This window comes from Verrucosispora sp. WMMA2044 (assembly GCF_027497155.1).
Lineage (GTDB): Bacteria > Actinomycetota > Actinomycetes > Mycobacteriales > Micromonosporaceae > Micromonospora > Micromonospora palythoicola.
The window spans coordinates 1775118-1801963 of record NZ_CP114913.1 but is presented as its reverse complement, the minus strand read 5'-3'; the positions used below and the strand labels follow the sequence as shown (position 1 = coordinate 1801963).

At 70.8% G+C, this 26846-nt stretch carries 18 protein-coding genes; 7 read left to right on the top strand and 11 right to left on the bottom strand.

Annotated elements, in window-relative coordinates; genetic code table 11:
• Window positions 1-3: 3 nt before the first annotated feature.
• Together pflA and O3597_RS08065 are read left to right on the top strand one after the other, a co-directional pair.
• Window positions 4-774 carry a pyruvate formate-lyase-activating protein gene (gene pflA, locus O3597_RS08070; RefSeq protein WP_281604501.1) on the top strand — a complete coding sequence of 257 codons (771 nt, stop codon included), beginning with the start codon at window positions 4-6 and terminating at the stop codon, window positions 772-774.
• Between the two features lie 203 nt (window positions 775-977).
• The gene (locus O3597_RS08065) at window positions 978-1652 is read left to right on the top strand and encodes a 4'-phosphopantetheinyl transferase superfamily protein (RefSeq protein WP_164449055.1); all 675 of its coding nucleotides are present in this window, start codon (window positions 978-980) and stop codon (window positions 1650-1652) included.
• Window positions 1653-1729: 77 nt separating this feature from the next.
• Here O3597_RS08065 and O3597_RS08060 read toward each other — a convergent pair whose 3' ends face one another.
• From O3597_RS08060 to O3597_RS08050, 3 genes are all read right to left on the bottom strand, one after another.
• Entirely contained in the window at window positions 1730-4492 is a 2763-nt protein-coding gene (locus tag O3597_RS08060; RefSeq protein ID WP_281603693.1) for a LuxR family transcriptional regulator, read from the bottom strand.
• A 117-nt stretch (window positions 4493-4609) separates the two neighbouring features.
• A complete protein-coding gene (locus O3597_RS08055; RefSeq protein WP_208020985.1) occupies window positions 4610-6340 on the bottom strand; it encodes a 2-isopropylmalate synthase in 1731 nt (576 codons plus the stop codon).
• A gap of 82 nt (window positions 6341-6422) precedes the next feature.
• A complete protein-coding gene (locus O3597_RS08050) occupies window positions 6423-6842 on the bottom strand; it encodes a hydroxyisourate hydrolase (RefSeq protein ID WP_281603692.1) in 420 nt (139 codons plus the stop codon).
• Between the two features lie 154 nt (window positions 6843-6996).
• Here O3597_RS08050 and O3597_RS08045 point away from each other — a divergent pair, with 154 nt between their 5' ends.
• Window positions 6997-7158 (top strand): hypothetical protein, encoded by a 162-nt coding sequence (locus O3597_RS08045; RefSeq protein WP_164449058.1) that lies wholly within the window; start codon window positions 6997-6999, stop codon window positions 7156-7158.
• 198 nt (window positions 7159-7356) lie between these two features.
• Here the strand turns inward: O3597_RS08045 and O3597_RS08040 are convergent, their stop codons facing one another.
• Window positions 7357-10512, bottom strand: coding sequence for a BTAD domain-containing putative transcriptional regulator (locus tag O3597_RS08040; protein WP_164449059.1), 3156 nt, complete (start codon window positions 10510-10512; stop codon window positions 7357-7359).
• A 405-nt stretch (window positions 10513-10917) separates the two neighbouring features.
• On the opposite strand from O3597_RS08040, the gene O3597_RS08035 reads away from it, so the two are divergent.
• From O3597_RS08035 to O3597_RS08025, 3 genes are read left to right on the top strand one after another with little or no spacing between them, the layout of a single operon-like run.
• On the top strand, window positions 10918-12165 hold the full coding sequence (locus O3597_RS08035) for a 3-hydroxyacyl-CoA dehydrogenase NAD-binding domain-containing protein (RefSeq protein WP_281603691.1): 1248 nt from the start codon (window positions 10918-10920) through the stop codon (window positions 12163-12165).
• Entirely contained in the window at window positions 12162-13514 is a 1353-nt protein-coding gene (gene ccrA / locus O3597_RS08030) for a crotonyl-CoA carboxylase/reductase (RefSeq protein WP_164449061.1), read from the top strand. Before O3597_RS08035 ends, ccrA begins: the two co-directional genes overlap by 4 nt.
• Window positions 13511-14275 (top strand): alpha/beta fold hydrolase, encoded by a 765-nt coding sequence (locus O3597_RS08025; RefSeq protein WP_164449062.1) that lies wholly within the window; start codon window positions 13511-13513, stop codon window positions 14273-14275. Before ccrA ends, O3597_RS08025 begins: the two co-directional genes overlap by 4 nt.
• A gap of 70 nt (window positions 14276-14345) precedes the next feature.
• Here O3597_RS08025 and O3597_RS08020 read toward each other — a convergent pair whose 3' ends face one another.
• A complete protein-coding gene (locus O3597_RS08020) occupies window positions 14346-15080 on the bottom strand; it encodes a helix-turn-helix domain-containing protein (protein WP_164449063.1) in 735 nt (244 codons plus the stop codon).
• A gap of 219 nt (window positions 15081-15299) precedes the next feature.
• On the opposite strand from O3597_RS08020, the gene O3597_RS08015 reads away from it, so the two are divergent.
• Window positions 15300-15974: a DUF4097 family beta strand repeat-containing protein gene (locus tag O3597_RS08015; protein ID WP_348650336.1), complete on the top strand. Its 675-nt coding sequence runs from the start codon at window positions 15300-15302 to the stop codon at window positions 15972-15974.
• A 153-nt stretch (window positions 15975-16127) separates the two neighbouring features.
• Here O3597_RS08015 and O3597_RS08010 read toward each other — a convergent pair whose 3' ends face one another.
• From O3597_RS08010 to O3597_RS07985, 6 genes are all read right to left on the bottom strand, one after another.
• On the bottom strand, window positions 16128-17360 hold the full coding sequence (locus tag O3597_RS08010) for an acetylornithine transaminase (RefSeq protein WP_281603690.1): 1233 nt from the start codon (window positions 17358-17360) through the stop codon (window positions 16128-16130).
• Window positions 17360-18103, bottom strand: coding sequence for an alpha/beta fold hydrolase (locus O3597_RS08005; protein WP_164449066.1), 744 nt, complete (start codon window positions 18101-18103; stop codon window positions 17360-17362). The genes O3597_RS08010 and O3597_RS08005 overlap by 1 nt, the downstream gene beginning before the upstream one ends.
• A gap of 41 nt (window positions 18104-18144) precedes the next feature.
• Window positions 18145-19491, bottom strand: coding sequence for a SidA/IucD/PvdA family monooxygenase (locus O3597_RS08000; RefSeq protein ID WP_164449067.1), 1347 nt, complete (start codon window positions 19489-19491; stop codon window positions 18145-18147).
• 164 nt (window positions 19492-19655) lie between these two features.
• Complete coding sequence (locus O3597_RS07995; protein ID WP_164449068.1) at window positions 19656-20240, bottom strand: DUF1579 family protein; 585 nt, start codon at window positions 20238-20240, stop codon at window positions 19656-19658.
• A 79-nt stretch (window positions 20241-20319) separates the two neighbouring features.
• The gene (locus tag O3597_RS07990) at window positions 20320-23538 is read right to left on the bottom strand and encodes an AMP-binding protein (RefSeq protein WP_281603689.1); all 3219 of its coding nucleotides are present in this window, start codon (window positions 23536-23538) and stop codon (window positions 20320-20322) included.
• A gap of 188 nt (window positions 23539-23726) precedes the next feature.
• Window positions 23727-26846 carry a beta-ketoacyl synthase N-terminal-like domain-containing protein gene (locus O3597_RS07985; protein WP_281603688.1) on the bottom strand — a complete coding sequence of 1040 codons (3120 nt, stop codon included), beginning with the start codon at window positions 26844-26846 and terminating at the stop codon, window positions 23727-23729.

Genomic DNA, 26846 nt, shown 5'->3' with positions numbered 1-26846 from the left:
GCCATGGCCTGGCCGTCGCGCCCGTCCTACGTGCCCGCCGGTACGGTGCTCGGTTCCGTCCACTCCTTCGACACCTCCACCGGAGTGGACGGACCCGGCACCCGCTTCGTGGCGTTCCTCGCCGGCTGCCCGCTGCGCTGCCGCTTCTGCCACAGCCCCGACACCTGGTACCAGCGCAGCGGACGGGCCATGACCGTGGACGACCTGGTCACCGAGATCCGGCGGTACGAGCGATTCATCAAGGTGGCCGGTGGTGGCGTCACCCTTAGCGGCGGTGAGCCGCTGCAACAGCCCCGGTTCACCGCGGCCGTCCTGCGACGCTGCGCGGAACTGGGTCTGCACACCGCGCTGGACACCAGCGGTTTCCTCGGCGACCGCGCCACCCCGGAGCTGCTCGACGCGACCGACCTGGTGCTGCTGGACATCAAGAGCTGGGATCCGGCGACCTACCGCCGGGTCACCCGAACCGGTGCGGTCGCGCCGACCCTGCGCTTCGCCCACCGGGTCGCCGAGCGGGGCATTCCGATCTGGATCCGCTTCGTGCTCGTGCCCGGTCTCACCGACGACCCGGCGAACGTGGCCGGGGTCGCCGACTTCGTGGCCGCTCTACCCACGGTGCAGCGGGTGGAGGTGCTGCCGTTCCACCGACTCGGCGCGCACAAGTACCGTGAGCTGGGGCTGCCCTACCCGTGCGCCGACACCGAGCCGCCCACGCCCGACCTGCTCGACCGGGTCCGTGCCCAGTTCACGGATCGGGGCCTGGTGGTCCGCTGACCACCCGTCGGGATCGCACCCCACCTCCCCTACTCGCCCTGGTCCTCCCGTAACCGTGCCGGCTCGAGCCCGAGAGACCGCCGCCGCGCATTCCGGTACGCGGTGGCGGTCTTTAGCATTCGATACATGCCCACTGTCGACAAGAGCGCCCCGCCGCCATCGACGGCGGGAACGGAGAAACAGTCACCGGTTCGGAGCGTGCCATGATCGAGGCGATTCTCCCCGCCGGCACGGTCGCCGTCGACACCTTCACCGAGGCGCCCGACCCGTTTCTCTTTCCGGACGAGGAAAGGGTCGTCCGCGTCGCGGTGGACAAACGGCGGCGGGAGTTCACCACCGGCCGCTGGTGCGCCCGGCAGGCGATGGCCCGCCTCGGACGCGCACCGGCGTCGGTGCCGCCTGGGCCGCGCGGCGAACCGCGCTGGCCGGCCGGCCTGATCGGCAGCATCACGCACTGCGACGGCTACCGCGCCGCGGTGCTCGCCGAATCCGAGGTCATCACCACCATCGGCATCGACGCCGAGCCGAACGCACCGCTGCTCGACGACGTCCTGCCGGCCGTGTCGCTGCCTGAGGAACGGGAGCGGATCGGCCTGCTGCGGCGCGAGCACCCCGACGTGTGCTGGGACCGGTTGCTGTTCAGCGCCAAGGAGTCCGTCTACAAGGCCTGGTTCCCGCTGACCGGGCGCTGGCTGGACTTCGAGGACGCCGACATCACCTTCGACCCGCTGGCCGGCACCTTCGAGGCCCGGATACTGGTGACGGGGGCGCAGCTGCACGGGCGCCGGCTCACCGGCTTCAACGGCCGCTGGCTGGCCCGGCACGGGCTGGTCGTGACCGCCATCGCGGTGGTGGCACCCGCGTACGCCGTCGTCTGAACCGCTGGTCGGACCGCACGACTGGCGACGCCACGGCAGCAGGCCGCACCCGATGGGTGCGGCCTGCTGCCTGTCGCTCAGACGCTGGCGGAGTAGTCCGGGCTCAGACTCGCCGGCAGGTCGCCACGGCGGGCGACGTTCAACTTGCGGTACGTACGGGTCAGATGCTGCTCGACCGTGCTGATCGTGATGAACAGCTTCGCGGAGATCTCCCGGTTGCTGTAACCGGCCGCCGCCAAAGCGGCGACGCGATGCTCGGCCTCGCTCAGGACCGCCACCGCCACGACCGGGTTGATCGCATCCGCGGTGTCCCCCTCGTCCCAGCCGGACTCCAGGGTCAGCGCCTGAAGCAGCGGTAGCGCCCCTGCCTTCTCGGCCGTGGTACGCGCCCGCCGGGCGATGAGGCGGACCCGCCGCGACTCACCAAGCGTCTGGAACGCCTCGGTCAGGTCGACGAGGGTGCGGGCCAGCTCGTAGTCGTCACCGCCATTGTGCAGGTCGGCGGCCTGACGCAGGAACATCGGCCGGTGCCGGAGCTCTCCGCAGGCGGCGTACAGGCGCAGGGCCATGGCGCGCACCCGCGGCTGGCCGTCGCCGCAGCGCTTCAGCTGGTCCTCGATCAGCTGCTGGGCCTGCTCCGGCGCGTTCATCCGCAGCAACGTCTCGGCCGCGTCGACCCGCCACGGCACCAGGCCGGGGGTGTCCATTCCCCACTGCGCGGCCAGCTGGCCGCAGAGCCTGAAGTCGCGCAACGCCAGCGGCAACTCACCGACGGCGAGACTGTACCGGCCCCGAGCGTACAGGTAGTGCAATCCGAACCGGGTCTGGAACATCTCCTCCGGCACCGGCTGATCCAGGTGGTCGCGGACCGCACCGATGTCACCGATCGCGGTGGTCGCCATGATCAGAACAGCCAGCGGACCACCGATCGCGACGCCCCAACTGCTCGACGGCATCACGGTCAGCGCGTCGGTGGCGTGCTGCCGCGCCCCGGTCAGGTCGCCCAGGCGCATCGAGATCTCCGCGCGGATGGCCGCCAGCCGCGCCTGCCGGCTCGGCGAGCGTCGCATCCGCGCCTCGTCGACGAACGCGTCGCACCACACCGCGGCGTTGGCCGGGCAGCCACCGTAGGTGAGTGCCAGCAACGCACTCTCCACGGTGTCCAGGCTCATCTCGTCCAGGCGCGAGTTGCCCAGGATCCGTTCGGCCACCGCGATCGCTCGCTCCGACGGGCCGTCGCTGAGTACCCCGGCCAGCGCGGTGGCCGCCGACAGCCGATGACTGGCCGACACCGTCGGCATCGCCACCGGCGGCTGGATGCCCGGGTGCAGCAGGGGCCGGAAGGACGGGTACGTCGCCAGCATCAGCGGCCGGGTGATGACCAACTCGGCGAGGGTCTCCGCGTCGGCCTTGCCGCTGTGCGCGCTGATCAGCTCGAACGCCTCCCGGGCTTCGGTGAACTGGCCGTGCCAGAGCAGCGCCTTGGTCAGCACCAGCGCGTCCACCCCGCGCAGGTGCCCGCCACGCAGGGCGGCGGCCAACTCGGGCAGGTAACCGGTCGGCGCGCTCGGGTTGATCCGCCACTCGGCGCGTACCAGGGCGGCGGTGATCCGCGCGCGACGCTGGCTGTCGGTGCAGGCGCGCAGCGCGAGTTGCAGGTAGCGCACCGCCACCGCCACCTGGCCCTCCCGCAACGACTGCCGGGCGGCGTCCTCGAGCACCGGCACGGCCCACGCCTCGTTGACGTCGCCGGCGCCGAGCAGATGCTCGGCCACCACGCCGCTGGACGCGCCACCGCGATGAGCGAGCACCGCGGCCCGGCTGAACAGGTCGACGCGGTCCAGCTCGTCGATGTCGGCCAGCACCGCCGCGCGAGCGGCCGGATGCCGGAAGTCCGCACCGGACAGCAGGCCCATCGTGGTCAGCGTGCGTACCGCCGGGCCGATCTGCCCGCCGTCGTCCGGGACCAACTGTTCGAGCAGCGCGAGATCGCCGCAGACCGCCAGCCCCTGGGCCACCCGCAGCACCCGGGCGCTGGTGCGGTGCAGGCAGGAGACCACCGCCCGGGCGAAGTTCTCCCCGGTCACCGGTTCGCCGCCGACCCCGGCACCGGCGGCCGACGCCTCCCGGTGATCGTCGAGCAGGCCACGTAGCAGCAGCGGGTTGCCACCGCTGACCTGCTGCCAGGCCGGCGCCAGCCGCTCGGCGTCGGCTTCGCCGACGTAGCTGGCCGCCAGTTCGCGCATCGCGTCGGCCGACAGGGCCGACAGGACGACCCGCGAGCCGTGCGGTGGCCGCCAGAACGCCTCGGTGTCGAATGCGACGTCGTCCCGGCGGCCCTGCTCGGTCTGGGTGAACAGCAGCAGCATCGGCGCGAAGCGCGCCCGCCGGGCCAGGTAGGACAGGCAGACGATCGACAGCCGGTCGGCGCGGTCGATGTCGTCGACCGCGATGATCAGCGGATAGCGGTGGGACAGCTCCAACAGGATCGTGCAGAGGGCGTGCACGATCTGCGGGTCGATCTGGTTGTCGCAGTCGTCGGCGCGGACCCCTTCGTACAGCAGGTTCATCGCGCGCCGCTGCTCCTCGGGAACCAGTGGCGCGTCGAGCAGCAACTGGGTGAGCACACCGAGCGGCAGGTCACGCTCGGCGTCCGCGCCGATCGCGGTGATCGCCAGGGCGTCGCGGTCCACCGCCCGGTCGGCGTAGGTGTTCAACAACTCGGTTTTGCCGGACGCTACCGCGCCCGCTATGACGGCGATCCGTCCTTTGCCGGCGACGGCCGAGGCAAGGAGGCCGTCCAGCGTGGCGATCGCGTCCGCGCGCTCGACCAACTTCATGATCATCCTCTCGATACGATCGCAGCTCCGGCTCGCTCACCTGGGATCGGCCGGTACTCCAGACGCTACGGACGGCCGCTGTCGTACCCCTATCGCCGCGCCATCCGTCGATCGTGCTCACCCGACCCGGGCGTAGCGGGGTGCGACCGCAGGCGCCTGGTCCTGCCTCGGCACCGAGGCCAGCGGGGTCCGACCGACCCGGGCCACCGCCGAGCGCACCGCGGCCGACACCGCCGCCGGCAGCTCGGCCTCGATGCCGGCGCCCCACAGGGTCTCGTCGCCCACCCGCAGCTCCGCGTAGACGACCAGGCCGGTCGAGTCGGCCAGCCCGGTGCCGGTGCGGTGCACCGCCCGCACCTCGACGCCCCAGCGGGCCAGCGCCCGCCCGATCCGTTCCAGCTCGTCGGTGCGTTGCCCACCGACGGTGAACGCGGCACCGTCGATGTGCAGATACGCGGACACCGGACGGGCCGTCGCCACCGGCACCACCATCAGCGACCCGGACACGTACTCGTCGCGGAACAGGGCACACACCCGCTCGGGGTCGATCTCGCCGCCCTCGGCATCGGCGTAGGACTGCACCAGGCCGGCGAACTCCAGCTGCAGATCCCGCGGCGGGTGCAGCCCGAGCCGGGAACTCAGCACGTACGCCACCCCGCCCTTGCCGGACTGGCTGTTGATCCGCACCACACTCTCGTAGGCGCGGCCCACGTCCTGAGGGTCGATCGGCAGATAGGGAATCTCCCAGGCGACCTCGTCCACCGGGACGCCCTGCTCGGCCGCGACCCGGCTCTGCTCGGCGAAACCCTTGTTGATGGCGTCCTGGTGGGAACCGGAGAAGGCGGTGTAGGCCAGGTCCCCGGCGTACGGGTGCCGGGGGTGCACCGGCAGGTCGGTGCACCGCTCGGCGGTGCGCCGGATCCGGTCCAGACCAGAGAAGTCGATGCCCGGGTCGACACCCTGGCTGAACAGGTTCAGCCCCAGCGTCACCAGGTCGACGTTGCCGGCCCGCTCGCCGTTACCGAACAGGCAGCCCTCGATGCGCTCGGCGCCGGCGAGCACGGCCAGCTCGGCGGTGGCCACCCCGGTACCCCGGTCGTTGTGCGGATGCACCGACAGGCACAGGTGCTCGCGCCGGCTCAGATGCCGGTCCATCCACTCGATCCGGTCGGCGAAGACGTTGGGCATGGTGCGTTCGACGGTGGTCGGGAAGTTCAGGATGATCGGCCGGCCGGGCTCCGGCTGCCACACGTCCATCACCGCCTCGCAGACCTCCAGGGAGAAGTCCGCCTCGGTGTCGTTGAACAGCTCGGGCGAGTACTGGTAGCCCAGGTCGCAGTCGGTGAGGCTCTCCTCGGCGTACTTCATCATCAGCTGCGTGCCGTGCACGGCGAGCTGCCGGCACCCGTCCCGGTCGACGCCGAGCACCATCCGGCGGAACAGCGGCGAGGTCGCGTTGTAGAGGTGCACGGTGGCGCGCGGCGCGCCGACCAGACTCTGCACGGTGCGCCGGATCAGGTCGTCCCGCGCCTGGACCAACACGGTGATCCGTACGTCGTCGGGAATCAGGTCCTTGTCGATGAGCAGCCGTAGGAAATCGTGGTCGTCCCTGCTCGCCGACGGAAAACCGACCTCGATCTCCCGGTAACCCATCGTCACCAGCAGCCGGAACATGCTCAGCTTCCGGGCCGGGTCCATCGGGTTGACGAGCGACTGGTTGCCGTCGCGAAGGTCGGTCGAGAGCCAGCGGGGGGCCGCGGCGATGACCCGATCCGGCCAGGTGCGGTCCGGCAACGGCTCATGGACGGCCGGCCGGTAGCGCTTCACCGCGTTGTGAAAGGAATGCATGATGTCCTCCTTGATCATCGCCGCGGCGTGTGGTCGTCGCGGCGCGTTCATCACGACGGCGCGCGCGGCGCGCCCTTCGATGTCAGCTGCGAGCACCGATGAACATCGAGCACGAGTACGGCGCCGGCAGCACCTGGATGTCGCAGACGTCCATGTCGTCGAGGAGCCCGACGACAACCGCGATCTCGGGGTAGACGGTGCCGACTCCGAGATCGGCGAAGTAGGAGCCGCTGTCGAAAACGTCGCGGTAGTCGCCCTTGACCAGACGGTTGCCCGACCAGTCGAGGATGTGGCCGTGGTCGTCGGTCCCCACGCCGGCCACCGGCTTCCAGCCTTCGGGTGTACGTCGTTCCAGCCGCGCCGGAACTCCGGCTGCGGGCCGGCCGTATACCACATCAAGGGCCTGTGCAGTGACCTTCATCGACTTTTGCTCCTGTTCAGCCCGCGACTGCGCGAGCGCCTGGTTTCCGCGATCATCGAATGGGGTGCTATCGCCATGCATTCGAATGCCTATCGTCGCGGCTGATGCCGACCATTGGAGGCAGGAAAGAACTTCAATAGTGCGCCAATGGACCGGGGCCATAACTTCGTTTCCAGAACCGCTGCCGCACCGCCCTCTAGGCAGCCGGTAATCCGCTAAGAAACGAGGATTAACCATGCGTTCGACTGCTGCTCACATCGCCAAGGCCATTGTCGCCGGTTTGTTCGGTATCGGGCTCGCCCTGGCCGGTGCCTCCGCCGCACACGCCGACACCACGCTCTCCGCCGGCGAGACGACCGTGAGCTCGACCACGCTGGACAACTGGCCCTGGACCTGATCGACGCCGCACCGGACGGAATGCCCCACAACCACGGATTCGTGCTGCCGAACGACCCGCCACAGCAGAAAGACGGTGTGCAGGCTCATCGCCCGCACACCGTCTTTTTGCAACTGTGGTGCCGCAACCGGCACCACGGTTGCCCCGCCGAGCGGAAAGGCCGACACCGCCGGCCATTCGCCCGGCCCGTGGCGGCGGCTACGTCGCGGTCATCTCGTGGTGGGCTGGCGTGGCCGTCGCCTCGCTCTCCGCCGGCTCGGCGTACCGTTGGTCGCCACCACCGGCGGCGGCGTACGCCTCGCTGAGCATGGCCAGCACCCGCGCCTCGAACGTCGGCGCCTGGATGCTGCGGAACAGGCTCAGGGCCCGGTTCAGGTGCACCACCGCCTGCGGTGCCTTACCGACCGCCAGGTCCAACTCGCCCAGGCTGCGTTCGACCCGCGCCTCGATCATCCGCTCGCCCGTGCTGGACGCCAGCCTCCGCGCTTCGGTGAGCGCGCGGCCCGCCTGCTCGTGGTCGCCGGAGCACAGGTGGGCCAGGCCCAGTCCGTGCAGCGCGTAGGCCTGGCCGATCGGATCACCCAGGTCACGCACCACGGTCAGGGTCTCGTCGAACGCCGTCACGGCCGCCGCGTGGTCCCCGGCGCTCAGGTGCGCGTCGGCCAGCCGGAGCATCACCTGCGCCTCGACGCGCCGGCTGCCAGCCTGTCGACTCAGCTCCAACGCGCGCGGCAATATCCGCTTGGCCTCCTCCGGGTTGCCGCGTTCCAGCGCGGTCTGCGCCATGCTGTTCAGCACGTAGGCCGCCGCGGTCAGGTCACCGGCGGCGAGCAGCACGTGCAACGCACTCTCGTAGCGACGCGTCGCGTTGTCGAAGTCGCTGGCGATCCGGTCCAGATAGGCCAGTTGGCGGCTGACCAGGGCGACCCCGTGCTCGGCACCGAGCTGTTTGAACAGCAGCTCGGACTGCTCCAGATTCTCCCGCGCGTCGGTGAAGCGCTTCTCGACGATGCCGAGCGAGCCGGTGGAGTACAGCATCACCGCCTCGCCGCGCTGATCGCCAACGGATCGGCACGCGGCCAGGGCCACCCGGTGGGTCTCTCGCCAGTCGTCGAGATAGATCCGCGACTCGAACAGGGTCACCGACGTGAACGCGAGGTCCCAGCACAGCTCGACCAGGCCGACCTTGACCGTCTGGCGCACGGCGGCGACCAGGTTCAGGCGCTCGCGCTCCAGCCAGCCCAGCGGATCACGGATGATCCGCGCCACCACCTTCGGGGCGAACGTCCACCGCTCGGCCTGACTGTGCACCTGCCGAGTGTCGCAACCGTGCAACCGCTCGTGCGCCTGCTCGGCGAGGAAGAGCAGCCCGCCGAGCACCCGCGCCAAGGCCGCGCTGTGGTCGGTGGCGCACTCCTCCGCGGCCAGCCGTTCCCGAGCGAACACCCGGATGAGATCGTGAAGCCGGTACTGGGCGCGCGGACCCCCCTCGGTGCCGGTGATCTCGACCAGCTGCGCGTCGACCAGCTCATCGAGCAGGTCCTGCGCGTCGGCCAGCGGCTGGTCGAGCAGCGCGGCGCTGACCCAGCCACCGAAGGCCGGGAAATCGAGCAGGGCCAGCCGGCGGAACAGCCGGCGGGCCTCATCGGCCAGGTTGTCGTAGGTGAGCGAGATGCTCACCCGGATCCCCAGGGCACCGTGCTTGAGCTCGTCGAGTCGGCGGGATTCGTTCTCCAGACGGCTGGCGAGCTGCTCCACCGTCCAGTGCGGGCGCGCCGACAGCCGCGCGCCGGCGATCCGCAACGCCAGCGGCAGCTGCCCGCACAGCTCGGCCAGCTCGGCCGCCGCGTCCGCCTCGGCCTGCACCCGGTCGCCCCCGGCTATCCGCGACAACAGCGCGATCGACTGGACCGAGTCGAAGACGTCCACCTCGATGTGCACCGCGCCCGGGAGCCCGGCCAGGCGCCGCCGGCTGGTGACCAGCACCGCGGAGCTGGGGTTGCCCGGCAGCAGCGGCAGCAGTTGCGTCTCGCTGCCGGCGTTGTCCAGCACGACCAGGATGCGCCGGTCGGCCAGCAGGTCGCGGTACATCTCCGCGCGCTCCTCCAGCTCGTCCGGGATCGCGTTGCCCGGCACGCCGAGGCCGCGCAGGAAGCGTTCCAGCACCTGGGTCGGACTGGCCTGCCGGGACGTACCGCCGTGCAGGTCGGCGAAGAGCTGGCCGTCCGGATAGCGCCAGGTGAGCCGGTGCGCGACGTGTACGCACAGCGAGGTCTTGCCGATGCCGGGCTTGCCGGCGACCACGACGATCGGCACCGCCAACTGAGCTGGGTTCTCCGCGGCCTCGGCGAGCCTTTCCTGAATTTCCTGGACCTGTTCGGTGCGACCGGTGAAGTCCGCGATGTCGGTGGGCAGCAGACTCGGGCCGCCACCGGTGACCGGCAGGGGCACGCCGACGCCGGTGACCGGCAGGATCGGGCCGTCGGCGGCCGGCAGGGGCGGCCCGACGCCGTCGTGCGTCGTCTGCTCGGCGATGGCGGCCGGCGGCGGGATGACCACCGGCTCGGCCGCGACGGGCAGCCCGATCTCGATCCTCGCCGGGGGCACCGGCGCGCTGAGCCCGATGTCGGAGCCGAGGATCGAGCGCTCCAACCGCTGCAACCGCTCGCTGGGCTCCAGGCCGAGATCCTCGATCAGGATCCGGCGGGCCGAGCGATAGCACTCCAGCGCCTCGGCCTGCCGGCCGGACCGGTAGAGCGCGAGCATCAACTGCCCACGCAGCCGCTCGCGCAGCGGGTGGGCGGCGACCAGCCCGGTCAGCTCGGCGATCACGTCATCGTGTCGGCCCAGGGCGAGCTCGAAGTCGATGCACTCCTCGACGGCGGTCAGCCGGCGCTCGACGAGTCGGTCGGCGGCCGCGCGCAGTGGCTCGCTGTCCAGGCCCTCCAGCGGCGCCCCGCGCCACATGCGCAGTGCCTCGCGGTAGAGCCGCACGGCCTCGTCCCGGTCGGCGGTCGCGCCCGCCCGGGTGAGCAACGACTCGTACCGTTGCAGATCGACATCGTCGTCGGGCACCTCCAGGGCGTACCCCTGGTGCCGCGTGGCGATCGCCTCCGGGCGCCCGTTGGCCGCCAGCAGCCGACGGAGCGCGGACACACAGATCTGCACCTGGGCACGGGCGCTGTTGGGCAGCCGATCGCCGTAGACCGCGGTCACCAGTCGTCCGACCGAGATCACCCGGCGCGGTTCCAGGGCCAGGCTGGCGAGGACGATCTGCTGACGATGACCCCCCAGGTCGAGCCGGCCGCCGTCGTCGTCGACCGCTTCCAGCGGACCGAGTACCCGGAACTCCATCGACCCGCCTACCCTGCGCCACCGTGACGTATTCGTCCCGATGGGCCCGATGGGGTAGCCATACTCACGACTTGTCGACGCCTGCCCTGCGAATCAGCATATTTGCCCCATTTTCGGTGACCACACCACAATGCACTCCTCGACCGTGTGTCACATTGAGAGATTACGAACGCATCCATGGCCGCCGCTACCCGATTACCGAAGCATTCGTCCTATCAGGACTGTCCGTTCAATCGATTGTGCAACGACACACGGTGTGGGCGTAGTGACGGGCCGCAGTGCCGCTCGGTGATTCGCGGTAGTCGACCCGAATGGACACCGCCAAACCCTTAGCAGCCCCGGATTTTTCGTCAGGCGGAGAAAAGGGGTGCCACCGGCATCAGACCCGCTCTTAGCGTAGCGGGCATGCAGGATCAAACGGCGACAGCTCTCGTGGTGGAGTATCTCAATCGTGCCGCCGCTCACCACGGCGAGGGGCATGTGACCCGCGACGACGTCGACACCGCCATGCGCCTCGGCTGCGGCCTGCCGCAGGGTCCCCTCGCTCACCTCGACGACCTCGGCATCGACGTCGCCATCGCCATGCTCGACGACGCCGGAGTCCGGCCTGCGGCGATCCTCATCCGGATGGCGTGCGACGGTCGGCTGGGCCGCCGCGTCGGCCGCGGCTTCTACGAGTACGACCGACCGGACACCGGCCAGACCGGCGCCCCGCGGGATGCCGGTCTGTCGGGTGAGCCGCGTCCACTGCGCCGACTCGGCGTCGTCGGGTCGGGCACCATGGCACGCGGCATCGCGCAGGTCGGCGCCGTCGCCGGCCTGCACACCACGGTGGTGGCCCGGACCGACGAGCGGGCCGCCCTGGCTCGCGCGCAGATCGGCCGCTCGCTCACCGCCGCGGTGTCGCGCGGCCGCCTCGACGAGCCGACCCGGATGACCGCCGAAGAGTGCCTGACCACCTCGGCCGACCAGGCCACCCTCGCCGGTTGCGACGTCGTCGTCGAGGCGGTGGCTGAGGACGCCGACACCAAGCGGCGGGTGTTCGCCGCGCTGGCCGCCGCCTGCCCGACCGACACGGTGCTCGCCACCACCACCTCGAGCCTGTCCGTCGCCGCGTGCGCGGCCGCCGCCGGCCGCCCCGCCGACGTGCTCGGTCTGCACTTCTTCAACCCGGCACCGGCGATGCGGCTGGTCGAGATCGCCGCTACCGCGACCACCTCGGCGCGGACGGTGGCCACGGCGCACGCCCTGGTGCGGCGCCTGGGCAAGGTCTCCGTGCACAGTGCCGACCGGTGCGGATTCATCGTCAACTACCTGCTGTTCGGCTACCTCAACCGCGCCATCAGCGCGCTGGAGCGCGGTGAGGTGCAGGCCGAGGAGTTCGACGCCACCATCCGCGCCGAGTTCGGCTACCCGATGGGCCCGTTCGCGCTGCTCGACACCATCGGACTCGACGTGTCGTTGGCCATTCTGCGCCGGCTCCACGACGAGTTCGGCGAGCCCTGCTTCGCCCCAGCGCCGGTCCTGTCCGCGCTGGTCGCCGCCGGACGACTGGGTCGCAAGACCGGCACCGGCTTCCTGAGTGAGATACCCCGAACCCGGCCACGGCAGACGGCGATGGCCGGCAACGCCGCAGCAGGAGGTGTCCGATGAACCCGAACTTCGCCGCGGCGGTCGTGGCCGCGCCCGACGCCGCCGCGGTGGCCGCCATACCGGTACCGGAGTACTACCGAGGGGCCGTGCTGCTCGAGGATGACCAGCACATGTTCGACGACATTCCGATCGCCGAGCGCGAACCGGCCAAGGCGTTGCACGTGCGCGACGTGCCGACCCCGGAGCCAGGGCCCGGTGAGGCGCTGATCGCCGTGATGGCGAGCGCGGTCAACTACAACACCGTGTGGAGCGCGCTGTTCGCACCGGTGCCCACCTTCAGCTTCCTGCGCCGTTACGCCCGCACCGGCGATCTCGCCGCCCGGCACGCCCAGCCGTACCACGTGATCGGCTCCGACCTCGCCGGCATCGTCCTGCGCACCGGGCCCGGGGTGCAGCGTTGGCGCCCGGGTGATCGTGTGGTCGCGCACTGCCTGTCGGTACAGCTACAGCACCCGGACGGCCACGACGACAGCATGCTGGACCCGGAGCAGCGCATCTGGGGGTACGAGACGAACTTCGGTGGGCTCGCCGACCTGGCGCTGGTGAAGGCGAACCAACTCATGCCGAAGGCGACCCACTTGACCTGGGAAGAGGCCGCGTCGCCCGGGCTGGTCAACTCCACCGTCTATCGGCAGTTGGTGTCACCGCACGGCGCGGGCATGCGCCTCGGCGACAACGTGCTGATCTGGGGTGCTGCCGGCGGGCTGGGCTCGTTCGCCGTGCAGTACGCGCTGTGCGGGGGTGCCACTCCGATATGCGTGGTCTCCAGCTCCGAGAAGGCTGAGGTGTGTCGGCGCATGGGTGCCGAGGCGGTCATCGACCGGGAGGCCGAGGCCTACCGATTCTGGCGCGACGACACCACCCAGGACCCGCGCGAGTGGCGCCGGTTCGGCCAGCGCATCCGCGAGCTGACCGGAGGAGAGGATCCCGACATCGTCTTCGAGCACCCCGGGCGCGAGACGTTCGGCGCGTCCGTCTATGTCGCCCGCCGTGGCGGCACAGTGGTGACCTGTGCCTCCACCAGCGGGTACGAGCACCAGTTCGACAACCGCCATCTGTGGATGAGTCTCAAGCGGATCGTCGGGACGCACTTCGCCAACTACCGCGAGGCATGGCAGGCCAACCGGCTCGTCGTGCGGGGCCGCATCCATCCGACGCTGTCCGTCACCTACCCCCTCGACGACGTCGGACAGGCCGTCGACGACCTGCACCGCAACCGGCACCAGGGCAAGGTCGGCGTGCTCTGCCTGGCAGCCGCCGAGGGCGGCGGCGTCGAGGACCCCGAACTGCGGGAGCGGCATCTGACGGCGATCAACCGGTTCCGGCCGCCGGCCGGGTGCGCGGCATGAACGGTCCCGATCCGCGCTGGATCCGGCGGTACCACCGCGGGCCGGAAGCCGCCGTCACCCTGGTCTGTCTGGCCCACGCCGGTGGCTCGGCCAACTTCTTCTACCCGTTCTCGGCAGCCCTGTCCCGCTCGGTCGACGTGGTGGCCGTGCAGTACCCGGGCCGCCAGGACCGTCACGACGAGCCGCAGGTCGACAACTTGGCGGCGCTCGCCGCGGCGGTGGCCGAGCAGGTGGCCGTCTTCGGCCCGCGACCGGTCGCGTTGTTCGGCCACAGCATGGGCGCGCTCGTGGGTTACGAGACCGCGCGGCTGCTGGAACAGGCCGGCCACCAGCCGACACACCTGTTCGCCTCCGGCCGGCGGGCCCCGTCGACGAGCCGGCCGGAGGCGGTCCATCGGCTCAGCGACAACCGGCTGGTCGCCCACGTGCAGGAACTCGACGGCGACGCCGGCGTCGCCGAGGCGCTCAACGATCCCGACGTGCGCGCCATGGCGCTGCCCGCGCTGCGTACCGACTACCGCGCCGTGGAGACCTATCCGGTCACGGCCGGGCCGCCGCTGCACTGCCCGATCACCGTGCTCACCGGCCGCGACGACCCGGTGGTCAGCGCCGCCGAAGCGGCCGCCTGGCAGGGGCACACCCTCGGTAGCTTCGAGTGTCTGACCTTCCCGGGCCGTCACTTCTTCGTGGCCACCCACCGGGACGCGGTCGTGTCCGAGATCGAGCGCCGGCTCGTCGCGGTGCCGACCGCTCCCCGCTGAAGCCACAGGTATGCGCCGGGTGGGTCGGGCACGGACCGTCCGACGCCGGGTGGGCCGGGCACCACGACGCTCAGGAAGCGTCGCCCCGGGTGGTCTCGAGTTTCGTGTGCAGGATTTCGCGGGCCTGACCCGCGGCCCGGGCGATGCTCTCCGAGACGAAGTCGACGAAGCGGGCGATGTTCTCCAGCCGGGTGGCGGCCGGTGTGCCACGGCCGAGGACACCCACACCCTGCCGGGCGATCTCGCCGAGGTGGGCGGTGGCTCGGGCGCTGGCCATCACCGACTCGTACAGCACGTCGTCGTCGACGACGTAGCGTTCCCGACGTCGTTCGTCACGTTCCCGGCGGACCAGGCCCTGGCTGTCGAGAAAGGCGACCGCCTTGGAGACCGACGCCGGACTCACCCGCAGACGCCCGACCAGCTCCGAGGCGCTGAGGCTGCCGGTGTCGGTCGTGTAGAGGCAGGCCAGCGTCCGGGCCGTCATCCGGGGCAGTCCCGACTGCATGAAGACCGTGGCGAAGGTCTCCTCGTACTCCTGCACGGCCTGGGCGTCACGACCGTGCGCCCGTGGTGGTGTGTCGGCACGCCCGGGGGTGGCCTTTCGGCGGCGCCGGACGCGTCGCTCGGTGGCGTGGTGAGCGAGGTCGGCGCGGTAGGCGGTGGGGCCGCCGTTGCGCATCACCTCGCGAGTGATCGTCGAGGTCGGCCGGTTGAGACGCCGGGCGATCGCCGCGTAGGCGAGGCCGTCGGCCAACCCGAGGGCGATCTGCTGGCGCTCGGGTTGAGTGAGCCTACCTCCCGGCATCATGGCCTCCTTCCGTGCTCCGCACCGGCCCCGAGCATAGCGTTCACCTGCCTTCTATTGCAACGGTCCCGCCCGCAGCGTTGCATTGAATGCCATGCCATTGCAACGAAATAGCCATCTTGAGCTGCTGGTTTATCTAGCTTTTGCAACGGAGTTGTTGCCACCCTATTGAAAGCAACGTAGTGTTTCCTACATCGGAAACATCATTCAGGAGGAGCCATGATGCAGAGGTTCGACACCCCCGCCGCAATCTCGGCCGTGCTCGACATCCCCGCGGGACGCATCCAGATCATTGCCGCCGACCGCACCGACACGACCGTGGAGATCCTGCCCACCGACGCCGGCAAGTCCCGCGACGTGACCGCGGCCGAGCGCGTCGTGGTCACCTTCGACGACAATGTCCTGCGCGTCCAGGCGGCGGAGCCGGCGCGGCGGATCCTCGGTTCGTCCGGATCCGTCGAGGTCACGGTGCAGCTGCCCGCCGGTTCACGGGTCGAGGCGGAGGCCGCCAGCGTCGAGTTCCGTGGCGTCGGCCGCCTCGGCGACGTCACCTTCGACGGTGCGGAGGGCGTGGTGAAGCTCGACGAGACCGCGCAGGCCCGCCTGACCCTGCAGTCGGGCGACATCACCGTCGGCCGTCTCGGCGGTCCCGGGCAAATCAGCACCCAGCGGGGCGACCTGACCGTCGCCGAGGCCGTCGCCGGCACCGTCACGCTGCGCACCGAACAGGGCAACATCACGATCGGCGCCGCCCGCGACAGCTCGGCCACCCTGGACGCCGGCACCACGTACGGCCGCGTCCGCAACGAGCTGCGCAACACCGACGGTGCCGCCGCCGGCCTGAACATCCACGCGACCACCGCCTACGGTGACATCGCCGCCCGCAGCCTGTAGGGGTCGCCGGCCACGGCCGACCCGGCGGTGACGAGCCGAGCCACCCGCACCACCACCCTGCTTTCCACTCCCCCGCCCGGGCGGCGTACGCGGACACCACCGTCGGCGTACGCCGCCCGGGCGGTGGTGTCCGGCCGAGAAGAGTCGTGCCGCTCAGGCCGCCTCCGGCACCAGCAACCGCGCCGGAGGTCTCGGCCCCGGGTCGGCGACAAGTGCCCGCGCGAGCGCGTCGACGAAGGCGTCGGCCTGAGCCGCGGTGAGCACCAGGGGCGGCGCGAGCCGGATCACGGCGGGTTGAACGGCGTCGACCAGGAAGCCGGCCGCCCGCAGCCAGTCGGTCACCGGCACGGCGACCGGTTCGGTGAGCGCGATGCCGAGCAGCAGCCCGGCGCCACGCACCCCGGCGATCAGCGGGTGCGCGACCGCCTCGATGCCGGCGCGCAGCCGGTCGCCGACCCGCTTGACGTGGTCGAGCAGGCCCATGCCGGCGATGGTGCGGATCACCGCCAGCCCCGCCGCGCAACTGAGCGGGCTGCCACCGACCGTGGTCCCGTGGGCACCGGTGGCCAGCAGGTCCGCCGCCGTCCCGAACGCCAGGCAGGCCCCGAGCGGCAGGCCGCCACCGAGGCCCTGGGCCAGGGTGACGAAGTCCGGCGCGATCCCCTCGCTCTGGTGGTGGAACCAGTACCCGGTGCGCCCGAGGGCGGTGTGTACCTCGTCCAGCACCAGCAACGCCCCGGTCGCCGTACAGATCGTGCGGGCCGCCGCGAGGTAGCCCGGCGGCGGCACCAGCACGCCGTTCTCGCCCTGAATCGCCTCCAGGATCACCATCGCCGTGGCGTCACTGACCGCGCCGCGCAATGCCTCGACATCACCGAACGGGACATGGGTGACGACGTCCGGCAGCGTTCGGAACGGATGCGCCCTGCCCGGCTGACCGTTGAACGCGAGCGTCCCCATGGTCCGGCCGTGGAAGGCTCCGATCGTCGCGACCACCTCGGACCGTCCGGTGAGGCGCGCCACCTGGAACGCCGTCTCGTTCGCCTCGGCGCCCGAGTCGGTGAACACCACCCGCCCCGGCCCGGTCAGGGCCAGCAGCAGTTCGCCGAGCAGCACGGTCGGCTCGGCCACGTCCCGGCTGGATACGTGGCCGAGCGTCGCGGCCTGCCTGGACACCGCGTTCACGACGGCCGGGTGGGCATGCCCCAGCACGTTCGTCGCGGCGCCGCCCATCAGGTCTAGGTACTCCCGACCCGCGTCGTCGGTCACCACCGCGCCACTGCCCTTGACCAGCGCCAGACCCGGCGTGCCGTAACTGCTCACCGTCGTGCGCGACCAGCGCTCGGTAAGTGCTCTGCGGCCGCCGCCGTCATCGCGGATCGCCATCACGGCGCCCAGATCCGCGCCATGTCGGTCAGCAGCCTGCGCTCCTCGTCCCTGAGATAGAAATGCCCACCGGGAAACAGCCGGAGCCGGAAGGGTCCGCGCGTGACGTCCGCCCACCTCCGCATCGTCTCCGGGCTGATCGCGGTGTCCTGCTCGCCCAGGTACCCGAACACCGGGCAGTCGAGCAGCGGCCGATGCCCGCCGCGGTAGTCGTTCACCAGCTCCAGGTCCGCGCGGATGGCGGGCAACGCGAACTCCCGCAGTTCCAGGTCGGCGAAGACCTCGGTACGGCTCGCGTCGTGGCGGACGATCTCGGCGATGATCTCGTCATCGGTGTATCTGAGCCGTGGCTGGTCCACCAGCGCCGCGGGAGGAAGCCGGGCCGACACGCACAGCGCGGCCGGGGGACGACCTCGCCGGTGCAGGCGCACGGCCACCTCGTGCGCCACCGACGCGCCCATGCTGTGCCCGAACAGCACGAGCCGCTGCCCGGCCAGCCCGTCGAGCACGTCGGTCACGTCGTCCGCCAGGGCCTCGATACTGGACGGGAACGGCTCGGTGAGGCGGTCCTCCCGGCCCGGGTACCGGATGCCGAGCACGCCGATGTCCTTCGGCAGGCTCGCCGGCCAGGTGCGGTACGCGCTCGCCCAGCCGCCGGCGTGGGGAAAACAGACGAGCTTCGTCTCACACCCCTCGCCGTCGTGGAAGCGACGGATCCACCGGTCCTTCGTCAGGGTTCTCATCACACCGTCTCCTCTCCAGGTCGCCGAGCCGCACGCGACGACTAACGGACTCCGCCCGCGGCCCTGGCGTACATGGAGCGCTTGTCGTTTCGTCCGGAACTCCGGGCGAGGATCGAGTCGACGATCTCGCCGCTGCGTACGGCGATGTTCGACAGCAGCGAGGAACTGAGGCCGTGGGTGTGCTCGGTGCCGCCCTGCAGGTAGATGCCGCAGGGCAGGTCCGGAGTGGTGACGATGCGGTAGTCACGTTCCATCCGGAGCCGGCCAGCCTCGTCACGCAGACAGTGCTCGTCGAGCGCACAGAGCAGCCCCGTGGGCTCCATCGAGTCGTAGCCGGTCGCGCAGACGAGGGCGTCCACGTCGAGCTCGTCCTTCTCGCCGCCGGGGCCGCCCCGGAGAAGAACGCGGGTCTCGGCGCCGGAGCGCTTCACCGCGTCCACCCTGGTCAGGTTGAGGAAGTGGAGCCGGTCGACGCCGCGTACCTCGTCGTCGTACGCCCTGCGGTAGAGATCCCGGATCACCTCGTCGTCGACCACCGCGTAGTTGGTGTTGCGGTGGTACCGCCAGAACGCCTCGCGCGTCTGGTCGGAGCCGAAGTAGTAGTGGTCGACGGCCCGGGGATCGAAGATCTGGTTGGCGAACGGCGTGGCGTCGGCGATGGAGTAGCCGTACGACGGGATGATCGCCGAAACTTGGGCGTGCGGAAGTTCGTCGTACAGGAATCTGGTGATCTCGGCGGCGCTCTGGCCGGCCCCGACCACCGCGACCCGCCGCAGCTCGCGCGGGTCCATGCGGCGGAACTTCTGCAGGAACTCCGAACTGTGCCAGACCCGCTCGTCACTTGTGACCCCGTCGAGCATCTTCGGCACCAGACCCGTCGAGATCACTACGTTGCGGGCCTCGACCACGCGGCTGACCTGACCGGTGACGTCCGCGACGGTCAGCCGCAGCCGGTCCGGTCGCGCCGTCGGGTCGACCGGTGCCAGGCGGAGCGAGGTCACCGCGGAGCCGTACGAGACGCGGCCGGCCACCCGGGACTGCGCCCACTCGAGGTACTGGTGGAACTCCTGGCGGGTCGGGAAGAAGTCCTGGTTGTTGACGAACTGCGAGAGCCGTCCCGCCGCGTGCAGGAAGGAGATGAAGCTGAAGCTCGACGTCGGATTGCGGAAGGTCACCAGGTCCTTGAGGAAGGAGATCTGCATGGTCGCCGAGGGCAGCAACATGTCGCGGTGCCAGCCGAATCGCGGCTGACGCTCGAAGAAGTGGTTGCTGAGCGCACGTTCCGGCTCGTCCCGTGCGCGCTCCTCCAGGGCGATGGAAAGCGACAGGTTGGACGGTCCGAACCCGATGCCGACCACGTCGTAGATCTCATGTTCACGATTCGTCATGAATACTCTCCCGCTGGCATGGCCGCACGACGCGCTGTTCGTATGTCGGCCGGGAATAGTGGCTCTGCGGGATCCCCGGCGAGCGTTCGCCCGCCGGGGATCCCCGGGTCAGTGAGCGAAACCCGGTACCTGGTAGGAACCGTCGAGTGGTGACGACACGCCCGTCACCGGACGCAGGACGATGCGGACACCACGCTGGCTGCGCCCGGCTCCGCCCCCAGGCTGATCGTCGCCTGCACGGTGAAGGCGTCCCTGGCGGTCTTGGTGATCGTGGTGGTCAGCGGCAGCGAGGTGCCGTCCGGCTGGATCAGCACGCCGGTCGAGGTGAGCGTGTTGTCGACCCATCCGGGGGTCGTCTGCGCGCCACGCTGACCGGAGTTGTCGAAGCGGTCCGCCGTGAAGAGGCCCTGCTGGGCGTCCCAGCCCCAGATGTATTCGGCCGAGGCGATCGGCGTGCCGTCGATGGTGTTCGTCTCCTGCCACCGCATGAAGTTCCCGTCGAGGATGAACTTGGCGGTGGACTGGGTGTCGAACGCCAACTGGCTGCCGTCCGGCAGAGTCGTCGCCCCGGTGCAGGTCCACTTACCGGTCAGCTTCTTCAGCGGCTGGAGCGCGGAGGTCGGCGCCACCCGCTGAGCTGAGGAGCCGAACGACCCGGTGGCCTGGGCGACGGCCGGGCTCAGCACCGCCGCGGCAACGAGCGCCACGCCGGTGAGGGCCGCTGTTGTCGAAGAAATCCTCATTGGCATCCACGTCCTCCTATACTTTCGCGCCATCGCCATGTCGATGTCGCTGGGATGTGATCCGGCTGAGCGAGCAGCTGCCCGCTCAGACGATTGCTCCGCCTTTCGTCCGCCGGCGCAGCGCGGGCCTGCTCGACTTGTTGAGGTTCTCCCAACGCTGAGACAGGCCGGCGACGGTGCGCGCGGCGAACAACGTGCGGATGGAAACTTCCAGGTGCAGCTCCGCGCGGATCAGTCCGACGAGTCTGATCGCCCGCAGCGAGTTGCCCCCGAGGTCGAAGAAGTCCTCGTCGATCCCGATCCGGTCCAGTTCGAGAACGTCGGCGAAGAGCTTCGCCAGGACCTGCTCGGTATGGTTGCGCGGCGCACGGTACGAACTGTCGCGGAACTCGGGCACCGGTAGCCCGGTCCGGTCCACCCGGCCGCCGGCCGTGACCGGCAGCCGGTCCAGCACCATGAAGGCCGAGGGCACCAGGGACTCGGGCACCCGCCCGGCCACGAAGCGGCTCAGCTCCTCGTGGAAGGCTTCGGTGCCGGAATCCAGGGCACCGGCGGCCGTCGTGTCTTGGGCGGGTACCGGAACCACGTACGCCACCAGGCGCTGCTGGCCGGCGGGGTCGGCACCGACGTCCACGAACGACTGTGCGAGCCGAGGATGCTCGGCGAGCACCTCCTCGATGTGGCCGGTGTCGACCTGGGCACCGCCGAGGCTCGCCTGACCACCGGCCCGGCCCACGTACTCCAACCGGCCGTCGGCACCCCACCGGGCTCGGTCCCCGGTGCGGTACATGCGCCCGCCCGGCGGCCCGAACGGGCAGGCCACGAACCGTTGTGCGGTGTGCCCGGGGCGCCGGGCGTATCCGCGCGCGACGGCCGGGCCGGCGACGTACAGCTCACCGACCACGCCGTCCGGCACCGGCGTCAGCCCGGGGCCCAGCACGTGGCGTGCCACGCCGTCGGTCAGTCCGGCGGCGGCAGCGGGCCGCTGCTCGTCGGTCGCCTCGCCGCGCCCCCGGACCAGGGCGGTGGCGCCGACCGGACCATGACCGTTGACGATCGACAGCCCAGGACAGGCCGCGCGGACCCGCTGCATGGCGGTCGCGGTCACCTGGTCGGCCGGGATCCACACCTGGCGCAGTCCCGCCAGGGCGTCGGGGCGTTCGGCGGCGACGGCGGAGAACAGCCGCGCGCCCAGCCAGACGACGGAGATCTCGTGTGCCGACCGGATCGCGGTGAGCCCGTCGCCGTCCATCTCGGTCTGCTCGGCCACGATGACCCGGCCGCCGGTGAGCAGGGGCATCCACAGTTCGAGCGCGAGTGCGTCGGAGGCGGGCGACGTGTGCCACAGCACGGTGTCGCGGCTGTCGCGTGGCCAGTGTCGGTCCAGGACGAAGCGGGCCAGGTTCCGCTGGGTGACCACGACGCCCGTGTCCGGGTCGGCCGAGGCGCAGCCGTACAGCACGGCGACTGCGCCGTCGGGATGTGCCCGGGCCGGCTCGGCGTCATCGGTGGCCGCCGCCTCGAGGTCGTGGCACATCACCACCGGCACCGTCGGGTCGACGGCCGGCGCGGCGTCGACGAGCAGCATGCCGGCGTCGGACATGTCGAGCTGCGAGCGGAGCTGGTCGCCCGGCAGGCCCGGGTCGACCGGCAGGTAGGCGGCACCCGCCCGGACCACGCCCAGGAGCGCGACGACCAGGTCCGCCGAGCGGGACATCGCCACCGCCACGACCGTCCCGGGTCCGATGCCGCGGCCGCGCAGCGCCGCGGCCAGCCGGGCGGATCGCTCGTCCAGTTGCCGATAGGAGATCGACGAGTCGCCGGTCACGAGGGCGACCGCGTCGGGATCCCGCGCCACCCGTTGCGCAAACAGCTCCGAAATCGTCGGAGCCGAGGACGTCGTCTCCTCCGGTGCCGTCCGCAGCCGGTCCCGCTCGGTGTCGCCGGCCACGTCCAACGCGCCGATCGGCTGTGCGCCGGCGGCGACCACGGCCCGGATGAACGCGATCAGGTCCTCGCCGATCAGGCGCAGCTCCGCCCGCGAGTACAGGCTCGCGGCCGCGTCCAGCCGGATGAACAGGTCACTGTCGGGGGTTCCGTCGCGGTACACGCCGATCGAGAGTTCGTTGAAGCTCCCGGTCGTCGCTCCGGAGTAGCGTGCCGGGTGGTCGGCGAAGTGGATCTGGTCGACGAACTCGATGACGTTCATGACCACGCCGAAGCTTCCGCGTTCGCTGGGAGTCACCGCGATCGCGCGTTGGATGTCGGAGTAGTGGCGCAGTGTGTGCCCGGAGATCTCGTAGGTCTCCTCGACGATCGCGTCGGCCAGCTCGGCGACGGTCGCGCTCATCGGGACGCGGATCCGCATCGGCACCACGTTGACGGCCAGCCCGGGAGTCGTGCCCGCCGGTCCGCTCCGGTTGCCGGCGGCCAGGGAGAGCAGGAACTCGGGCAGGTCACAGCGGTGCCGCAGGAACGCCGCCGCGGCGGTGGTCAGCATGGACGACATCCACACGCCCATCGACTCCGCGGCAGCGGCCCACGCGTCGGCCTCGGCTCGTGCGACGGTCAGCGTCCGGCTGGCCATGCCGATCGCGCCGGCCACCTCGGCCCAGCTGTCCGCGCTGCTCATCGGGGTTTCGAGCGCGGGTCGCCGCGCATCGGGGACGACGATCCGGGGAACCTGCGCCGGCGGGGGTGCTTCCTTCAGGTAGTCGCGCCAGAACTCGGCGTCCGCCGTGGACTGATCCGAGGCGAGGTACTCGGTGGCGATCGCCGCGAACGACTCGACGTCCCAGCGGTGCGGCAGCGTCGGGATGTCCTGCCCCCGTACCAGTGCCGTGTACACCTCGGCCAGGCGCCGCGACAGCAGGCCGCCGGCGCCGTAGCCGTCGGCGACGAGGTGGTGGTAGGCGATCACCAGCAGCGACCGGTTCGCGGCGAGCTTGACCACGCCCAGCCGGAACAGCAGGTCGCGCGACACGTCGAACGGCTTGCTGATCATTTCGGCCAGGGCGTCCCGCGCGGCCTGCTCGGGATCGTCCGCGTCCGCGAGGTCCAGGAAGAACGGCTGCCAGTCGTCCAGTTCCCGCGGTACCAACCTCAGTCCGTCGCCGTCGTCGACGAAGGTGACCCGAAGGATCTCCGCCTCGTCGAGGACGTGCCGGAACGCGGCCGCGATGGCTGACCCGTCCAGCTCACCCGCCACGTCCCACATCGTCAGCGCGTGGTTGAGCGTGGCGGACGCCATGCCGTCCGCCAGCCACAGTCCCTTGTGTGCGGGCGACGCATCGAACGAGCGCACACGAATCACCCCTCAGCAATAGCGCGGGAATCGAAGAAATTCGCCAACCACCTCCCACATTCGGTGAGGTGATTCAGCTTTACAAGCCATTTGGAAAGCGGAGGCGGCATGCTCGCCGCCCTTACCCGCCTCGTCCCGCTGGCGGGACAATGCATCGGCGGCGGAGCCCGGAAAGCCCCTTTTTTGCCTTACTGCGGGTCGCCGGCCGCAAGGGTGGACACGATGTGCCCGGCGACCATTCGTGGTGACGGATGGCGCAGCACCAGGTTCGCCCGGAGTTTGACACCCGTGGAGGTGGTCAGACGCTTACTCAGCTCCATGGAGAGCAGTGAGTCGAACCCGATCTCCTTGAACTGCTGGTCCGGGTTGATGCTCGTGCCGCAGCTGCGGCCCAGCACGACGGCGACCTTGTCGAGGACGTGCGCGAGGACGAGTGCCGTCGCATCCTCCGCCGGCAGGGCGGAGATCTGGTCGGACAGTGGCGCCTGCGGCTCGTCGACCGGCGGCGGCACCGTCGACGGCAGCTCCGGTGCGGCCTCGCGGCGTACGGAGTCCACCCAGTAGCGTTGCCGCTGGAAGGCGTAGGTCGGCAGATCCACCCGGCGGCCCGCCCCGATCAGGGCGCTCCAGTCCACCGGTCCGCCTCGGGCATGCAGGTGGGCGAGCGAGCCGAGCAAGGCCGCCACCTCCCCCCGATCCCGGCGGGTCGACGACAGCACCAGCGCGTCGTCGAGGTCCTCGACGATCTCCTGCACCGGAACGGTCAGCACCGGATGCGGACTCATCTCGATGAAAAGGCGGAATCCGTCCTCGGTCGAGCGTCGCACGGCGGAATCGAACAGCACCCTTTCACGCAGATTGTCGTACCAGTAATCCCGGTCGAGTTCGGCGGTGTCCAGACGCGTGCCGTGCAGCGTCGAATAGAGGGGCACCGGGGCGGTGACCGGTGCCACGCCGTCCAGCGCACCGATCACCTTGTCGCGTACCCGGGCCACCTGGTGGGAATGCGACGCGTAGTCGACGGAGATTCTGCGCGCCTGGATGTCGTCGGCCTTCATCGCGTCGATGAACTCGTCGAGCGCCTCCGGCTCGCCGGACACCACCACCGAGCGAGGTCCGTTGACGACGCCGATGCTCACCCGACCCTGCCACGGGGCCAGGCGCTGCGCCACGACGTCGACGCCGGCCACCACCGAACCCATGCCACCGTGTCCGATCAGGTCCACAAGTGCCTGGCTACGCAGTGCCACGATCCGGGTGGCGTCCCGCAGGGACAGGGCGCCGCAGACATGGGCCGCGGCGATCTCGCCCTGGCTGTGCCCGATGACCGCGGCCGGCACGACCCCCCATGACTGCCACAAGGCGGCCATGGACACCATCACCGAGAAGAGCACCGGTTGCACCACGTCGACCCGGTCCAGCGTCGGCGCCCCGGGCACACCCCGCATGACATCCAGCAGGGACCAGTCGACCCACTCGGCCAGCGCCGCGGCGCACTCGTCGAACCTGGTGGCGAAGGCCGGGAAGGAGTCGTACAACTGCCGGCCCATGCCGACCCACTGCGAGCCCTGCCCGGGGAACAGGAAGACGGCCCCGCCGAGGTTGCCGGCGACCCCGCGCACCACCGAGGGAGAGTCAGCACCGTCGCGCACCGCAGTCAGGCCCTGGAGCAGTTCGTCCCGATCGCGGCCGAGCACGACCGCACGGTGCGGGAACCGGGTGCGGTGCGAGATCAACGAGGAGGCGACGTCGGCGACTTCGACGGCGGGATCACCGGCGACGAAGTCGTGCATCCTGGCGGCCTGCTGCGCCACGGCGGCGGCGCTCTTACCCGACACCACCCACGGCACCAGCCCACCGGGCACGGCGGAACGCGGGCGGTGGTCGTCCGCCTCGGCCGCCGCCGGCTCCTCCAGGATGACGTGGGCGTTGGTGCCGCTGACCCCGAACGACGACACCGCGGCCCGCCGCGGACCGTCCGCCGGTTCCCACTCGCGTCCCTCGACCAGGAGCTGGACGGCACCGGAGGACCAGTCCACGTGCCCGGAGGGGGCGCCCACGTGCAGCGTCTTCGGCAGATACCGGTGCCGCATCGCCAGCACGGCCTTGATGACCCCGGCGACGCCGGCCGCGGCCTGGGCGTGGCCGATGTTGGACTTCAGGGAGCCGAGCCAGACCGGACGGCCCGCCGCCCGGTCCCGGCCGTAGGTCGCGAGCAGGGCCCCGGCCTCGATCGGGTCGCCCAGCACCGTCCCGGTGCCGTGCGCCTCGACCAGGTCCACCTCGGACGCCGACACGCCGGCGTTGACCAACGCCCGCCGGATGACCTCCTCCTGGGCCCGACCGTTGGGGGCGGTCAACCCGTTGCTGGCGCCGTCCTGGTTCACCGCGGATCCGCGCAGCACGGCCAGCACCGGATGGCCGTTGCGGTGGGCGTCGGACAGGCGTTCGAGGAGCAGCACGCCCACCCCCTCGGCCCAACCCGTCCCGTCGGCGCCGTCCGCGAAGGACTTGCACCGGCCGTCGGGCGCCAGCCCGCGCTGTCGGGAGAACTCCACGAAGATGGAGGGCGTCGACATCACCAACGCCCCGCCAGCCAGCGCGAGCGAGCACTCCCCCGCCCGCAGCGACTGCGCGGCCAGGTGCAGGGCCACCAGCGACGAGGAACACGCCGTGTCGATCGACACCGCCGGCCCGGTCAGCCCCAGCTCGTACGCCACCCGGCCGGAGGCGACGCTCAGGGTGCTGCCCTGCAGCAGATAACCCTCCAGTTCGCTGGGGCCGTCCAGGAGTCGTGTCCCGTACTCCGACGAGCTCACCCCGGTGAAAACGCCGACCTCGGCACCACGTACCTCGGCAGGCACGATGCCCGCCCGCTCGAACGCCTCCCACGAGGTTTCCAGCAGCAGCCGTTGCTGCGGATCGACGGCCAGGGCCTCGCGCGGGGAGATGCCGAAGAAGTCGGCGTCGAACCCGGCCATGTCGGTGAGGAACCCGCCCTGCCGCACGTACGAGCTTCCTTTGGTGTCGGGGTCGGGGTGGTAGATGTCGCGCCAGCCACGATCGGCGGGGAAATCCGACACGACGTCCCGGCCGGCGCGGATCACCTCCCACAGTTCCTCCGGTGACGAGACACCGCCCGGGTAGCGACAGGCCATCGCCACCACGGCGATCGGCTCACCGCGGCCGGCCTTCAGGGCGTCGTTCTCCTGGCGGAGCCGGTCACGCTCGGCCAGCAGGGCGCGCAGGGCCTGTTGCACCCGGTCTCCGCCCGCGCTCACGGCCGGACCGTCATTGGCGTCGCTCAT

Excerpts from the sequence above, each read along its gene's own strand:
- O3597_RS07995 (WP_164449068.1), bottom strand. The coding sequence starts at position 20,240 with ATGCCAATGAGGATTTCTTCGACAACAGCGGCCCTCACCGGCGTGGCG.
- O3597_RS08050 (WP_281603692.1), bottom strand. The coding sequence starts at position 6,842 with ATGCATGGCGATAGCACCCCATTCGATGATCGCGGAAACCAGGCGCTC.
- O3597_RS08040 (WP_164449059.1), bottom strand. The coding sequence starts at position 10,512 with ATGGAGTTCCGGGTACTCGGTCCGCTGGAAGCGGTCGACGACGACGGC.
- O3597_RS08035 (WP_281603691.1), top strand. The coding sequence starts at position 10,918 with ATGCAGGATCAAACGGCGACAGCTCTCGTGGTGGAGTATCTCAATCGT.
- ccrA (WP_164449061.1), top strand. The coding sequence starts at position 12,162 with ATGAACCCGAACTTCGCCGCGGCGGTCGTGGCCGCGCCCGACGCCGCC.
- O3597_RS08020 (WP_164449063.1), bottom strand. The coding sequence starts at position 15,080 with ATGCCGGGAGGTAGGCTCACTCAACCCGAGCGCCAGCAGATCGCCCTC.
- O3597_RS08055 (WP_208020985.1), bottom strand. The coding sequence starts at position 6,340 with ATGCATTCCTTTCACAACGCGGTGAAGCGCTACCGGCCGGCCGTCCAT.
- pflA (WP_281604501.1), top strand. The coding sequence starts at position 4 with ATGGCCTGGCCGTCGCGCCCGTCCTACGTGCCCGCCGGTACGGTGCTC.
- O3597_RS08000 (WP_164449067.1), bottom strand. The coding sequence starts at position 19,491 with ATGACGAATCGTGAACATGAGATCTACGACGTGGTCGGCATCGGGTTC.
- O3597_RS08025 (WP_164449062.1), top strand. The coding sequence starts at position 13,511 with ATGAACGGTCCCGATCCGCGCTGGATCCGGCGGTACCACCGCGGGCCG.
- O3597_RS08010 (WP_281603690.1), bottom strand. The coding sequence starts at position 17,360 with ATGGCGATCCGCGATGACGGCGGCGGCCGCAGAGCACTTACCGAGCGC.
- O3597_RS07985 (WP_281603688.1), bottom strand. The coding sequence starts at position 26,846 with ATGAGCGACGCCAATGACGGTCCGGCCGTGAGCGCGGGCGGAGACCGG.
- O3597_RS08060 (WP_281603693.1), bottom strand. The coding sequence starts at position 4,492 with ATGAAGTTGGTCGAGCGCGCGGACGCGATCGCCACGCTGGACGGCCTC.
- O3597_RS08005 (WP_164449066.1), bottom strand. The coding sequence starts at position 18,103 with ATGAGAACCCTGACGAAGGACCGGTGGATCCGTCGCTTCCACGACGGC.
- O3597_RS08065 (WP_164449055.1), top strand. The coding sequence starts at position 978 with ATGATCGAGGCGATTCTCCCCGCCGGCACGGTCGCCGTCGACACCTTC.
- O3597_RS08015 (WP_348650336.1), top strand. The coding sequence starts at position 15,300 with ATGATGCAGAGGTTCGACACCCCCGCCGCAATCTCGGCCGTGCTCGAC.
- O3597_RS08045 (WP_164449058.1), top strand. The coding sequence starts at position 6,997 with ATGCGTTCGACTGCTGCTCACATCGCCAAGGCCATTGTCGCCGGTTTG.